Source organism: Paenibacillus sp. GCM10027627, assembly GCF_042675505.1.
Taxonomy (GTDB): domain Bacteria; phylum Bacillota; class Bacilli; order Paenibacillales; family Paenibacillaceae; genus Pristimantibacillus.
Genome location: NZ_JBHTHB010000001.1, coordinates 1365698 through 1378662, shown reverse-complemented (window position 1 = coordinate 1378662; position 12965 = coordinate 1365698). Strand labels below are relative to the sequence as shown.

The following is a 12965-nucleotide window of genomic DNA, read 5'->3' as shown; positions in this document are numbered from 1 at the left end:
GAAATGATTAAATTGAATGGAAAGGTGCTTGATTTTGAAAAGTTCCCCAATGGTGAGACAAGAGTTAATGGTGAGCAGATTAATGTATATCAGGAAGATGTTAATCAAATTGAATTTAAGTACAAAGATGATAGTGATTTAATAAAACTTCTATTTGTAAAAAGGCACCTTGACAAACTTAACACTAGAACGTATCTCATTGTTTACTACATGCCATATAGCAGAATGGATCGAGTCGAAGGCGATTCCGTTTTCACACTCAAATACGTTTCGGAACTCATTAACAGTTTAAACTTTGAGCAAGTGACAATTGTAGAGCCACATTCTGATGTCACTCCAGCATTAATCAATAAAAGTAAAGCGATTTATCCAAGTCTAAACCTTTTAAAAGATGTGGTAAAAGAAGTTGGTTTTAATGCAGATACAGATTATCTTTTCTTTCCAGACCAAGGAGCTGCTAAACGATACTCGAAAATAGAAGGTTACAAATCACTTGTAGGATTTAAGGAGCGAGATTTTCAAACTGGTCAAATCAATAGTTTGCAGTTGGTTGGTGAAAAGCCTCAGCATGGATTTAAAGCGATTATTGTAGATGACTTATGTTCATTTGGTGGAACATTTATTCTCAGTGCAGAACAACTTAAGGCTGCTGGTGCAACAGAAATTTATCTGTTAGTTGCACATTGTGAAGAATCTATTTACAAAGGTAAGATTTTTAATACTGATTTGATTAATAAAGTATTTACCACAAATACTATTATCAAAGAATCAAAAAACGAAAAAATTAAATTATTTAACCATATCGGAGGAAAATCTAATGACTAAAACTACCTATTATCCAGCAACATTGCTCTGCGATTTCTACAAAGTATCTCACCGTCAACAATATCCAGAAGGAACTGAATTTGTTTATTCTACATGGACACCACGAGCAAGCTATATTGATGGAGTAAAAGGTGTAGTTGCATTTGGTATGCAAGCATTCGTCATGAAATATCTTATTGAGTATTTCAATGAACACTTCTTTGAACGTCCTAAGCAAGATGTAATTGATGAGTATGTTCGATTTATCAAGAATACATTATTTGTTGACTCTCCAGAATATGACCATATTGTAGCGCTTCACGACTTAGGCTATCTTCCATTGGAAATTCGAATGGTTAAAGAGGGAACTATCGTTCCACTTAAAGTTCCAATGGCAACAATAGTAAACACTCATCCAGATTTTTTCTGGTTGACGAACTATATCGAAACACTAATGTCATCTGAGAATTGGCTTCCATCAACAAGCGCAACAATTGCCCTTGAATATAAAAAACTTCTAAATAAGTATGCAGAACTAACAGGTGGAGACTTAGGATTTGTTCCATTTCAAGGACATGATTTTTCGATGAGGGGAATGGTTGTTGAAGCAAGCAAACTAAGTGGTGCTGGTCATCTTACATCATTTCTTGGCACTGACACGATTCCAGCTATTTCATTTCTAGAAAAATACTATGAAGCAAATGTTGAAAATGAACTAGTTGGCACTTCAGTAAATGCAACTGAGCATTCAGTAATGTGTGCTGGTGGACAGGACAATGAATTTGAGACTTATGATCGACTAATTAATAAAGTCCATCCAACAGGAATTCTCTCAATTGTATCTGACACATGGGACTTGTGGAATGTCCTCACTGATACTTTAGTTAAACTAAAAGACTCAATCATGAATCGTGAAGGCAAAGTTGTTATTCGTCCAGATTCTGGAGACCCTGTTCGTATTCTCTGTGGTGATTACATTCGTGACTTAACTGAAAAGTGCAGTACCATTGAAGAATGTAAAACTTATATGGAAGATGTTTTGATTGATGAAGTCCGTGATGAGACTCCTCATGGAGAGCATGGGGATTGTGATGTTTCAAATATGTTTAAATTTAAAGGTAAATATTATTCAATCGAAATTGAAATTGATTGGAACCGCTATGATAAACAATATTATTACATTGATGGAAGTAGAGTTTCTAAATGCAAAGAAACAACTCCCACTCCTGAGCAAATTGGTGTGATTGAACTTCTATGGAATGTATTTGGTGGCACCGTTAACGAAAAAGGATATAAAGAACTTGATTCCCATATTGGTGCAATCTATGGAGATTCCATTACCTTGGCTAGAGCTGAGGCTATTTGCAAGGGACTCATGGAGAAAGGATTCGCTTCAACAAATGTAGTATTTGGTATTGGCTCATTCACTTATCAATTTCAAACACGAGACACATTTGGATTTGCAATGAAGGCAGTTCATGTTGTGATTAATGGCGAAGAAAAGTTTATTCTTAAAGATCCAGTAACCGACACCAAAAAAACTAAAAAATCAGCTACAGGTCGTTTAATTGTCACTAAAGAAGATTTCACAGACAATATTATTATGGTTGATGGTCTGACAATTGATCAACAAAACATACTTGAAGAAAATGACCTTCTTGAGGTAGTGTTTGTAAATGGAGAATTGAAACGTGAACAAACATTGAGTGAGATTCGTGAAATCATTGTGAACCAATTGTAAAGCTTATGGGGGAGGCGACTCCCCTTAAAATAACAGTTCTATAGGGTGAGGTGATTATGTGGAGAATTATTTATTCTTAGAGGAGACCAGAAAAGGTGAATTGTTATTGATTGAAAAAAAATGGAACCTTTTATGATCATAGTAATCAAGATTTAATAATCGCTACATTTAATGATAATCGATATGCTAAAGAAATTTGTGAATATCTAAATAAATGCAAGTAAAAGATCTCTTTTATGAGGGGTGATACATATTAAGCAGACTGAAAAAAACGTAATAATTATTGCACTTATACATGATTTTATTAAACCATTCAGTCTTCGAATTGAGGACTTGGTTCCTGAGTTTGATAGGGCTAAATTTCAAGAGTTTACAGAAGGAATCTCTTTTATGGAGAACAACCAATCAGTAGAACACGCACTCCGATATCTCGCTGCTGACACATATAAGCGACTATCAAAGAAACTGTCTAAGGTGAAATTGCATGACTGAACATAAACCACATCCAATCGGTTCAATCATCATGGTTGATAATTACTATAGTCATGAGGAGTTTGAAATTACTGGATATAAGTGGACTACAAACATCATAAAGAGAAAAGTCTCAACGACGATTATGTATGATGTTAAAACAAAGAATGGATTTCCGTGGAAAGTGGATCATAGAATTGCTCGTTTGAAGGATGACTCAAAACAGGTATGTGTAGACTCAGGTATGACAACTGACGAGTTGCTTGATACTTATAGCAACTATAAGACACTGTATAATATATTTGGCGACAATGAATATCTGAACAAACTCCTTGAGATTGAACTACTCATTAAAACTAAAAAGTTGAAATGGAGTGATAAATGTGAGATGTAATGTGACTGGTCAAACCGAAGGGAAGATATATGACTTTTATATTAATGGGGATTTTGGTTTTACTGCTGATCACCTAATGGATGAGCAATTTAGTTTTTGTCTATGTGAACAAGAGTATAATAATTTCATGAAAAAAGGCGTACTAGATGAAAACATCACTCACATAGATAACTATACCTATCAATATGGAAAAAGGTTTAGCAGTGAGCAAGTATATGATCTAATCAGCACTTTTGAAATACCTCCTAAAGGATATTATAATAAGGGATGGGCACAGTTTACTAGAGTAGAAGAGCAATTATTTTGGGACAATATGGATTGGGAAATATATGATTTACTTAAAAAGAATTTTCCTGAACGAGCAAAAGAATTAGAATTTTTATTGTAGTTGGTGAAGACAAATGCCTCATACATATGAAATTGTTATTATTGATTGTCGCTCAGGAAAAGTTAATAAAACATTGACAAGATTTTATAATGATTCCCTTAATGAAAATGTTGAAGGAATGAGATTGCCAAAAGGCTACAGAATAGAATTAAATAAAAAATATTAAATAAAAAATTAAATATGTTGACTTAATTGAAGTTGATCTGTTAGTATGAACAAGCAAATGAGAGGAAATGAGAAGTGAAGAAATTTTGGAGACAAAAAGAACCAATTAAAGATTACAAAGAAACAGACAGTGTTATTGATAAGTTGATTGCAGTCAATAACATTGAAGATCGCTTCAGATTTTTATACCCCACTGAAGATGAATTACATAGTCCATATTTATTGAAAAATATAGAGCCAGCAAGAGATCGAATAATTGTAGCTCTAGAGAACAAGCAAAAAATTAGTATATTTGTTGATAATGATCCAGACGGAATTTCATCAACTGCATTATTGTTTCAATATTTAAATAACTATAGTGATAATGTTACATATTTTCATACTCAGAGAAGTGTGGGTCATGGAATTCAATATGCGTTAGAATTAATACCTTCAAATACAGACCTTCTCATTATTGTAGATTCATCAAGCAATGAGTGGGAGTCATGCAGATTAATTTCTGAGCAAGGAATGGATATTATAGTAATTGATCATCATCTTATCACAGACAAGAATGACTATTGTATACTTGTAAATCCACAACAAGAAAGTTGTCAGTATCCAAATAAACAATCATCAGGTTCACTTTTAACTTGGAAGGTTTGTCAGACATTAGATGAGTATTTTCATGAAAACTACTCTGATTCACTTATCGACTTAGCTGCTTTTGGGCTGTATAGTGATATACAGTGCATGAAGGAGTATGAGAATAGATTTATGGTTAATCACATGTTAGACAATGTACAAAACATTGGATTAAGATCTATTCTAAAGGTAATTGGTAAAGAGAAAGAGAAGCTGTATTCTTCAACTTTTGGTTACAATATAACACCTTTTATTAATGCACCCACAAGACTAGACAAAATTGAGTTACCTCTTAAACTACTTACAACTGAAGATCCTATACTTGCTTTAAAATTAGCTAAAGAGATTAAAATTTTGAATGAAGAGCGTAAAAAGTTTCAGAAAGAAGCAGTTGGAAGACTCAGGCCTTTAGTGAACGAGCAAGACAAATGCATTGTTTTAGTGGATTCAAGTTTAGGTAAGGGATATAACGGATTGGTTGCTAACGATCTATCAAGTATTTATCAAAGACCAGTAATCATCCAAGGTGAGAGTGATATGGAATATGCAGGAAGTTTCCGTTCATATGGCGATTTTGATTTTTTGAAATTTGTATCAGAGCTAGAGTTGGTTACAAATTGTGGAGGCCATGCAGGAGCAGGTGGAATTTCGTTTAAAAAGACAGACATAGACAGAATTAAATTAAATTTAAACAGTAAACTTAAAAATGAAAAATTCGAACAGATGATTGAATACGATTTTGAATTGAAGGCAGATGAAATTAATGAAAAAATAATTACTCAAGTTCAAGACTTCTGTCGTGTTTCTGGAACAGGATTTAATGAGGCCAAGTTTCTTATCAAAGATCTCATAGTAATTCAGAAGAAAATTCTTGGTAGTGGAGAAGACACATTGAAATTAGGTTGCTTAATTGAGTCTGATACATATTTTATGGATGACAATGATTTTAAAAAGGCAAAGTCCTCATTGGTAATTATGAAGTTTAAAGCTGATGAAAATTTTAAAGACAAAGTTAAGATTGGTGACAAGATTGATGTTGTTGGTAGTCTCAATTTAAATCTATTTCCACGATACAAACCAAAGTATCATATAGAAAAGACAAAACAAATATTTATTGAAGATTTGCGAATTATTGCAGGTAATGAAGGTTGAGTTTCATAAGGAGTGAATGAGATCAAAAAGTCATACATTGATCGACACTGGAAGTGGATTGTGAGTAAACAGTTTGATGAGTCCAAAATGTCTCGAAAAACTAAAAAGGCAATGAATCAATATTTCGAAACATTTGAAGATGAGTTATATCTTACTGAAGAAGAGCGTTTATTGAAGTCATTGCCTAATTGTTTGTAAGTGGTGTCGTGGTAGTGGCGCAAGTGAAGATGACATGTGGTTCGATGGTTATGATTGTTCGGACTGTTATGGAACAGGTAAAACAGGATGGAAGTTTAATGATAAAGGTGAAAAGGTAATTAGATAACCGTTTTAATGGGGAGATACAAATATGATTTTTCTTGCAAGTATAATTATCGTTCTAATAACCGCATTTGTGTTGTGGGTTTTGCTGGCTCCAGTCTATAAAAAGATTGGAAGCATTATTAATAATAAACTAAAATATTTTATTCAGGAGGAAAAAAAGAGTGAGTAAATTTGCTAAAGGTTCGATTTATGTTGGTGCTTTGTTGATTGTGGGACTTATTTTATTGAGTATGTTTGTAACAAGAATTCCTAATGGATACGTTGGTCTCGTATACTCTCCAAACGGTGGGGTTCAAAATCAAACACTCAGTCAAGGTTGGCACATTGTTGGGATGTTTGACAAAGTAATTAAATATCCTGTTCGTATCAAAACAGTTGAGTATAAAGATATTCAAATTGCAACTTCCGATGGTAAAAATATTACAATTGATTTTGCTTACAATTATCAGATTGAACCAAGTAAAGTAGTATCACTGTTTAATACATTTGGCCCTATCTCTGTAGGTGAAATTGAAGATACATATCTACGAACACGTTTTTGGGATGCTTCAAGAAAAGGAATTTCCAAGTTTACTGTAATCGATGTGTATGGAGAAAAATCATCTGACGCTGCTAATGATGTTCAAAGTCGCTTCTCTGAAGATGTTAAGAGTTTAGGATTCATTGTTTCCAATGTAACTGTTGGAGTTCCTAAACCTGATGCTAAGACACAAGAAGCAATTGATAAACGAGTGGAAGCTGCTCAGGAACTGGAGCGTAAAACAACTGAGCTTGAAATTGCTAAGAAAGAAGCAGATCGTAAACGTGTTGAATCTCAAGGTATTGCTGACTCGAAACTCATTGAAGCTCAAGGTCAAGCAAAAGCGAATGAAGTACTTCGCCAATCCTTGACTAAGGAACTAGTACAGTATGAATGGATCAAAAAATGGGATGGAAAACAACCAGTTGTAAGTGGAACAGGAACAGATATTCTTCTTAATGCAAGTAATATCGTGTCTGGTAAGTAAGAAATTATGGGGGGAGAAATCCTCCTAAACTCAAACTATAGGGAGAAGATAAACATGTTTAATAAAAATAATGTAGTCATAGCAAAAAAGAAGATTGATGGTGCTCTTGCAATGTTCACAAAGGCTTCTCAAGCAGTTGATCTAGCAAACCAGCTACTTGCAAGTGAAAAGGAAATTAGATTAACTGAGAAAGAAGCTATTTTAGTACGACTTGAAGAAATTAATCAAGAGGTAATCTCAGTAGATAATGAAGTTGAATTTAATAATGGTATTAAAGCGAAACTTCAGGAGTTCATTAGATAATCAAATATAGATTTTAAGGAGTGAATGAAAATTTATAAAGCAAAAGTCTATGAGAGAAAAGTAAAGAGGACATTCTTCTTAGCAGAGGAAGATCGTATTTTCCCATTCATAGATGCAAAGATTGAAGTAAATTCGATGAGTAATGAGATTGGATTTGTAGGAAGTGAGATTAAATTTGATTCATGGTCAATTATCATGGAAACTAATCAATACATCAGAGAATTTGTAGTTAATGAGTATTTAAATACTTGTGGTAAGGATTATAAAATTGTAGGTGTTTCACATTCAGATGATGGGGCAGTTCACTACATGATAAACAAAGAAGCTATTATAGAAGATATTGAGTCAAAAATTAAAGCAGAGTCAGATCTAGAGGAAAGAAAACAAATTCTTATGAAAAGAAAAGATAAGGCAAAAGAAAATGAAATAACTGATATTAATGCAAGTGTAGAAAAAGTTATCAATGAAATTAAAGAAGAAAAAAGAAATAAGAAATGGTATCAATTTTGGATTTGAAGAAAGGTTGGTGAGCATGTTTGAAGCTATGGGAAATGCTTCGAGATGGAGAGATTGGTGATAAGTTTAAGTGTGTTAGTGTTGATAAAACTTGGAATGGTGCAGTTTATGAAATTTACGCAAGTGAAAATGGATATTGTGTAAAGTGTCAGAATAGCATGTATCTACTAGATTTATGTGAGGCTGCAATCAATGCTGATTGGATTAAGTTACCTAAACCAGCAGTACTAGTTGATTTCTCTCAAGCTTTTAAAGCATTTTTGGATGGGAAAGCAATAAAATCGGAAACGAATGGGCAAGTATTTATTAATGAGAACCATGCCATTTCTTTTCCAGTTCCTTTGATTAATGGTAAGTGGACTATTCTTGAAAATACATAAAATGCTCACTTCATTCTATGGAGAGGAGGCAGTAAAAATGTATTTTATTTATGATCTTCTACTTTTAATTGCTCTAATTGCTGGTATCATCTCACTCGCTACAACAATCATAAGTTTGATTGCAGCAAAATGGAAAACGTTTGTGATTTTCTTGATCCCATTAATAATTAGTATTGCTACTTGGATTACAATATCAAACACAGATGAACAGAGAGCTATGGATAATAATATTCTTTTTAAAAGCTATGGAGTAGTAACATCTATTTCAGAAAATAGTATTTATGTTGATGGTGATTATAAAGTAACTTTGTACGAAAAAGTAAAAAAGATACATAAGATAGACTTTGTTAATTTGGACATTGGCGATGTTGTCGAAATGGAATTCTTAAAAGGTGTTATGGAAAACTATTTGATTAAAATTGAAAAAATAAAGTAACGATTGAAATCGTCCTTTCATGAGGTTAAAGGAGAGAGAAAATGGGGTTTACAGGTGTATATACAGGAATTGAAATAGTATCTGGACAACGTTTCAAACACTACAGCGGAAATATATATACGCTATTTAATATTGCCACCCATACTGAAACAGAGGAAACGTTGGTTGTTTATCATGATGAAAATTATAAGATTTGGGCAAGACCGATTGATATGTTTTTTGGATATCTTGAGGATGGACAAAAGAGATTTACATTATTAAATGAGGAAGAGGATTTATTAGATGAAGCTGAAACAAATTGAGTCTTTAGATAATGAGAAGTTATTGGAAATGTATGCTATTGGCTTTGGAAAACTAGCTTTAGACAATAATGACGAAAATCTACAAAAGAATCTACTTAATATAAAAAGTGAATTATTGAAACGATTAAACCCACAAAATAAAGTTTTTGATAGAAAGCTGTATGAGCTAATTGCAGATGAGAATGTAATTATTGATAAGATGAGCATAGATCAAATTACATCACAACTACTATCTCATTTAAAAACTGTAAGTGGAATTGGGAAGACAGGTGAAGTAGCTAAAATAATTGTGTGTATCGACCATTCTGGTTCAATGGGGAGTTATGAAAAGTATTGTGCTAAAGGCTTTATGACGTGGATTGATAAAATTCTGTCTGAAAAGTACAAGATTGTGTCAAGTGAGTTTATTGGTTTTCATACTGAGGCAAGATTTTTAGATGAAGCTAGTGTTTATGGTTCAACAGATTCAGGAGGGACAATTGTATCTTCAGGTCTGCATAAAGTGAATGAATTGATTAATAATTACAATTATGAAGAAATCGATACATATGTTTTTTTGATTAGTGATGGTGACAATCTAACAAGTGATAATGATAGAGTTGTTCGCTTACTTAAAGATATTGAAAGAAAAATTACTAAACTTACTTACTTAGAAATTAATCAGTATAATCGAAGTTCAACAATCAAGAATGGGCTGAAACGTGCGCAGCTTTCTGATAAGTTTCAATTATTAACGATTAGTGAGAAGAATGAATTCCTTGATGTATTAGAGTTGTTTTGTAAACAAATTTAACCATTGAAACAGTTCTTTTATGGGAGGAGGTGGAGCAATTTGAAAACTCTGAAGAGCTATCTAACAGTGATAACAATAGCTGTACTGTTTAATGCTATTGCATTTGGATGGTGTTATCTGACCAATAGCAATATCACTGACACAAAGCTAAATTTATTGATTGGCGTTGTCATTGGTTTTGGAGTGACCATTTATAAGCGAATGTTTGATAAGAACGATGTACAAAACATTCACGTAGCTATTAATGGTGTGTCAGAACAAAATTATAGCGAAATTATTGACATTATCTCAAATAAGATAAGAAGAAATAGGGTGTAAAAATTGTACTTTTTAGTTTTGCATGAGGAAGTAAATAAAACATATTAAAAGGAGAAACGGAAATGGAAAACAAAAAATTCAAAGCAATCAACAAGGGTCAGCAATGGATTCAAGATGGAGTGGTTGTAAGTCATATTAGTTTGGTTGAAGTTGGCGGAAACCCAAACCATCAAGGAGCAAGTATCAATTTTAATAATGTGAGCAATGACTATGCTAAACAATTTGTAGTTGGTAGTGATTATGAATTGAATTTTGTTGAGTCTGTAGGAGCGGTTGAATAGATGGATATTTTCTGGTTACTTGTAGACTTACTTGCAGTGATTCTATCCATTACGATTTTTGTTAAATTAATTAGGAAGAAGGAAGTAAGTAAAGCAGCATTGTTATGGGTGTCATTTATTACAATTATTGCGATGCTGGATCTTTTCTTTAGTGATTTGGGTGTACTTATTGAAAACCGATTTTTATAAATAAAATATTTATTTCATAGGGTAATGAAAATACATATAGTAGGGAGCAATAAATTTGACAATTGTTTTAAAGGATCGAAAATCCTATATTCAGAAGACGCAATTCAGTGAACAGAGGTTTAATCGATTCTTTGATGAAATCGTTAAAGATTCTGCACAAGAATATGACAATCAACTCGAAGAAGTCAGATTGAATGTAATTGATGAGGTTCTAAGTCGAGATGAAATTTATGCTGATAAATTGTTTGATCTAATCATTCGTGAAGCAAACGAGAAGATTAGCGCTGCGACTCCATATTACACATTTCTTTCAGCAGCCACACTCAGAAGAAAACTTTACAAACATGCCTCAAAGGAAAGAGGGTTTAATTACAAAGAGGGATATGGTGACTATCTTTCCTTTATTCGCATGATGACTGAGAAAGGGCTTTATTCTGAAGAGATTCTTGAAGCATATTCTGAAAAGGAAATTCGTCAAGCAGGAAAACTTATTGAGAAAGATAAAGACAAGTTGTTTAGTTATGCTGGATTATTTCTACTAAATAATACATATATGATTAAGGATTATTATGGCGAAATACTAGAACTACCTCAAGAGCGACTTATGACAGCAGCTTTATATCTACTCAAAGACGAGAAAAAGTCTAATCGAATGTTCTATGTTGGTGAAGCATATTGGGCATTAAACAATCATTACATTGGTCTTGCAACTCCAACGCTTAAGTCATCTGGTGCTCCACATGGCTCATTATCTTCTTGTCATGAAATCACTTGGAATGATGACCTCTATAATATCTATGATGTTCAACAACAAACTGCTCGATTTAGTCAGAATGGAGCAGGGATTGGAATTTATGCAGGCTATTTAAGAGCAAGGGGAAGTTGGATCAGAGGGATTAAGGATCGTGCTACAGGTGTTACACATCCATCCCGTTCTCTGAGTGTCCTTGCTGAATATGTCAATCAACTTGGAACTCGTGTAGCTGGAATCGCTATTTATCTTCCAGTTTGGCATTTTGACATCTTTAGCTTCCTTGAATTGCGTCTTAAAACAGGGTCTCAGGAAAAACGTGCTCAATCAATAAAAACAGCAGTATGTATGCCAGATGAATTTATGAGACGTATTGACCAACGTAAGACTTGGACGATTGTTGATCCGTATGAAGTTAAGAAAAAACTTGGTATCGACTTAAACAAATTGTATGACAAAGAACGCCTTAAGGATGGCGAAGAGCCAAATGCAGTAGACCATGCATTTACTTATTACTATCGAAATGTAGAGAAAGCTGATCTAGAGATTAAACAAACAGTAAATGCGTCTGAAATACATAAGGCAATGTTTATCTCAAGAAAGACAGGAGGTACTCCTTATGAGTATTTCTCTTGTACTTCAGCTCGAATGAACCCCAATAATCACGCTGGTATGCCACTTGGATCTAATCTTTGTAGCGAAATAATCCAGAACCAATCCTACGATGAATTAATCATTGAAGATATTAATCATGCGACTGGAACTGTGGTCACTAAAATAAAAAGCGGTGACTTGGTGACATGTAACCTAAGTTCACTTGTGCTACAAAATGTATTTGGAAAAGAAGAAGTTGATTTGCAACGAGTGGTTGATATTCAAGTGAGACTTCTTGACAATGTTATTAGTTTAAATCGCACTGTTGTACCTCAAGCTACAATAACCAATCATAAATATCGTGCTATTGGTCTTGGAGCGCTTGGATTAGCAACTCTAATGGCAGATAAGCGAATTAAGTGGGATTCATTCCAAGCATATGGCTTTGTGGATAAGTTATTCGAAAGAATTGCGAAAACAGTAATCATTGCATCGCATAAACTAGGGGTAGAGAAGGGATCTTATCCTGTATTTAAAGGATCTGATTGGAATACTGGTGCATACTTTGATAAGCGTGGTTATGTGTCTGATGAGTGGCAAGAGATCAAAGAGATGGCTATGAAGGCTATGAGAAATGGTCATTTGCAAGCTATAGCACCAACATCAAGCAACAGTATTATTATGAATGGTTCACCAAGTATTGATCCACTTTATGAAGTGATTTATCGTGAAGTTAAATCTGGTCTCAATGTTATCATAGTCCCATCAAACTATAACGAACAAACAAAAGCTTATTATAAGTCTGGGTTTGAAATGGATGAAATGTGGTCTATCAACATTGTGTCTGCTGCACAAAAGCATGTTGACCAAGCAATTTCACATAATATGCATGTATTAAAATCTACGACAGGCTCTGAAATGGTTCGATTAGATTTGGGGGCATGGAAAAAAGAACTCAAGACTATTTACTACACTTATACTGAAGAATATGAACGCGATCCAGCTTGTTCAATGTGTGAAGCATAAAGGAGA

Annotated in this window: 16 protein-coding genes; all 16 read left to right on the top strand. The window is 33.6% G+C overall.

Translation table 11 applies throughout. The annotated features are described in order from the left end of the window. Nucleotides 1-3: 3 nt before the first annotated feature. The 16 genes from ACFQZE_RS06475 (at nt 4) to ACFQZE_RS06400 (ending at nt 12959) form a co-directional block, all read left to right on the top strand. A complete protein-coding gene (locus tag ACFQZE_RS06475) occupies nt 4-825 on the top strand; it encodes a ribose-phosphate pyrophosphokinase (protein ID WP_379354840.1) in 822 nt (273 codons plus the stop codon). Continuing rightward, the gene (locus tag ACFQZE_RS06470) at nt 818-2545 is read left to right on the top strand and encodes a nicotinate phosphoribosyltransferase (protein WP_379354838.1); all 1728 of its coding nucleotides are present in this window, start codon (nt 818-820) and stop codon (nt 2543-2545) included. The genes ACFQZE_RS06475 and ACFQZE_RS06470 overlap by 8 nt, the downstream gene beginning before the upstream one ends. Nucleotides 2546-3029: 484 nt before the next feature. Further along, complete coding sequence (locus ACFQZE_RS06465; protein WP_379354836.1) at nt 3030-3410, top strand: hypothetical protein; 381 nt, start codon at nt 3030-3032, stop codon at nt 3408-3410. Further along, nucleotides 3400-3798 (top strand): hypothetical protein, encoded by a 399-nt coding sequence (locus ACFQZE_RS06460; RefSeq protein ID WP_379354834.1) that lies wholly within the window; start codon nt 3400-3402, stop codon nt 3796-3798. Before ACFQZE_RS06465 ends, ACFQZE_RS06460 begins: the two co-directional genes overlap by 11 nt. 240 nt (nt 3799-4038) lie before the next feature. Further along, nucleotides 4039-5739 carry a single-stranded-DNA-specific exonuclease RecJ gene (locus ACFQZE_RS06455; protein ID WP_379354832.1) on the top strand — a complete coding sequence of 567 codons (1701 nt, stop codon included), beginning with the start codon at nt 4039-4041 and terminating at the stop codon, nt 5737-5739. 485 nt (nt 5740-6224) lie between these two features. Next, nucleotides 6225-7070: a prohibitin family protein gene (locus tag ACFQZE_RS06450; protein ID WP_379354830.1), complete on the top strand. Its 846-nt coding sequence runs from the start codon at nt 6225-6227 to the stop codon at nt 7068-7070. A 54-nt stretch (nt 7071-7124) separates the two neighbouring features. Continuing rightward, complete coding sequence (locus ACFQZE_RS06445) at nt 7125-7373, top strand: hypothetical protein (protein ID WP_379354828.1); 249 nt, start codon at nt 7125-7127, stop codon at nt 7371-7373. A 24-nt stretch (nt 7374-7397) separates the two neighbouring features. Then, entirely contained in the window at nt 7398-7889 is a 492-nt protein-coding gene (locus tag ACFQZE_RS06440) for a hypothetical protein (protein WP_379354826.1), read from the top strand. A 20-nt stretch (nt 7890-7909) separates the two neighbouring features. After that, complete coding sequence (locus tag ACFQZE_RS06435) at nt 7910-8269, top strand: hypothetical protein (RefSeq protein ID WP_379354824.1); 360 nt, start codon at nt 7910-7912, stop codon at nt 8267-8269. Between the two features lie 37 nt (nt 8270-8306). Next, entirely contained in the window at nt 8307-8705 is a 399-nt protein-coding gene (locus ACFQZE_RS06430; protein WP_379354822.1) for a hypothetical protein, read from the top strand. 41 nt (nt 8706-8746) lie between these two features. Then, complete coding sequence (locus ACFQZE_RS06425) at nt 8747-9007, top strand: DUF1653 domain-containing protein (RefSeq protein ID WP_379354820.1); 261 nt, start codon at nt 8747-8749, stop codon at nt 9005-9007. After that, nucleotides 8988-9800, top strand: coding sequence for a DUF444 family protein (locus ACFQZE_RS06420; protein WP_379354818.1), 813 nt, complete (start codon nt 8988-8990; stop codon nt 9798-9800). Before ACFQZE_RS06425 ends, ACFQZE_RS06420 begins: the two co-directional genes overlap by 20 nt. Nucleotides 9801-9839: 39 nt before the next feature. Continuing rightward, nucleotides 9840-10118: a hypothetical protein gene (locus ACFQZE_RS06415; RefSeq protein ID WP_379354816.1), complete on the top strand. Its 279-nt coding sequence runs from the start codon at nt 9840-9842 to the stop codon at nt 10116-10118. Nucleotides 10119-10180: 62 nt separating this feature from the next. Beyond that, nucleotides 10181-10399, top strand: coding sequence for a hypothetical protein (locus tag ACFQZE_RS06410; RefSeq protein ID WP_379354814.1), 219 nt, complete (start codon nt 10181-10183; stop codon nt 10397-10399). Next, nucleotides 10400-10588: a hypothetical protein gene (locus ACFQZE_RS06405; RefSeq protein ID WP_379354812.1), complete on the top strand. Its 189-nt coding sequence runs from the start codon at nt 10400-10402 to the stop codon at nt 10586-10588. A gap of 55 nt (nt 10589-10643) precedes the next feature. Then, entirely contained in the window at nt 10644-12959 is a 2316-nt protein-coding gene (locus ACFQZE_RS06400; RefSeq protein ID WP_379354810.1) for a ribonucleoside-diphosphate reductase subunit alpha, read from the top strand. The last annotated feature ends 6 nt before the right edge of the window (nt 12960-12965 follow it).

Excerpts from the sequence above, each read along its gene's own strand:
- ACFQZE_RS06405 (WP_379354812.1), top strand. The coding sequence starts at position 10,400 with ATGGATATTTTCTGGTTACTTGTAGACTTACTTGCAGTGATTCTATCC.
- ACFQZE_RS06470 (WP_379354838.1), top strand. The coding sequence starts at position 818 with ATGACTAAAACTACCTATTATCCAGCAACATTGCTCTGCGATTTCTAC.
- ACFQZE_RS06445 (WP_379354828.1), top strand. The coding sequence starts at position 7,125 with ATGTTTAATAAAAATAATGTAGTCATAGCAAAAAAGAAGATTGATGGT.
- ACFQZE_RS06425 (WP_379354820.1), top strand. The coding sequence starts at position 8,747 with ATGGGGTTTACAGGTGTATATACAGGAATTGAAATAGTATCTGGACAA.
- ACFQZE_RS06420 (WP_379354818.1), top strand. The coding sequence starts at position 8,988 with ATGAAGCTGAAACAAATTGAGTCTTTAGATAATGAGAAGTTATTGGAA.
- ACFQZE_RS06410 (WP_379354814.1), top strand. The coding sequence starts at position 10,181 with ATGGAAAACAAAAAATTCAAAGCAATCAACAAGGGTCAGCAATGGATT.
- ACFQZE_RS06465 (WP_379354836.1), top strand. The coding sequence starts at position 3,030 with ATGACTGAACATAAACCACATCCAATCGGTTCAATCATCATGGTTGAT.
- ACFQZE_RS06430 (WP_379354822.1), top strand. The coding sequence starts at position 8,307 with ATGTATTTTATTTATGATCTTCTACTTTTAATTGCTCTAATTGCTGGT.
- ACFQZE_RS06475 (WP_379354840.1), top strand. The coding sequence starts at position 4 with ATGATTAAATTGAATGGAAAGGTGCTTGATTTTGAAAAGTTCCCCAAT.
- ACFQZE_RS06440 (WP_379354826.1), top strand. The coding sequence starts at position 7,398 with ATGAAAATTTATAAAGCAAAAGTCTATGAGAGAAAAGTAAAGAGGACA.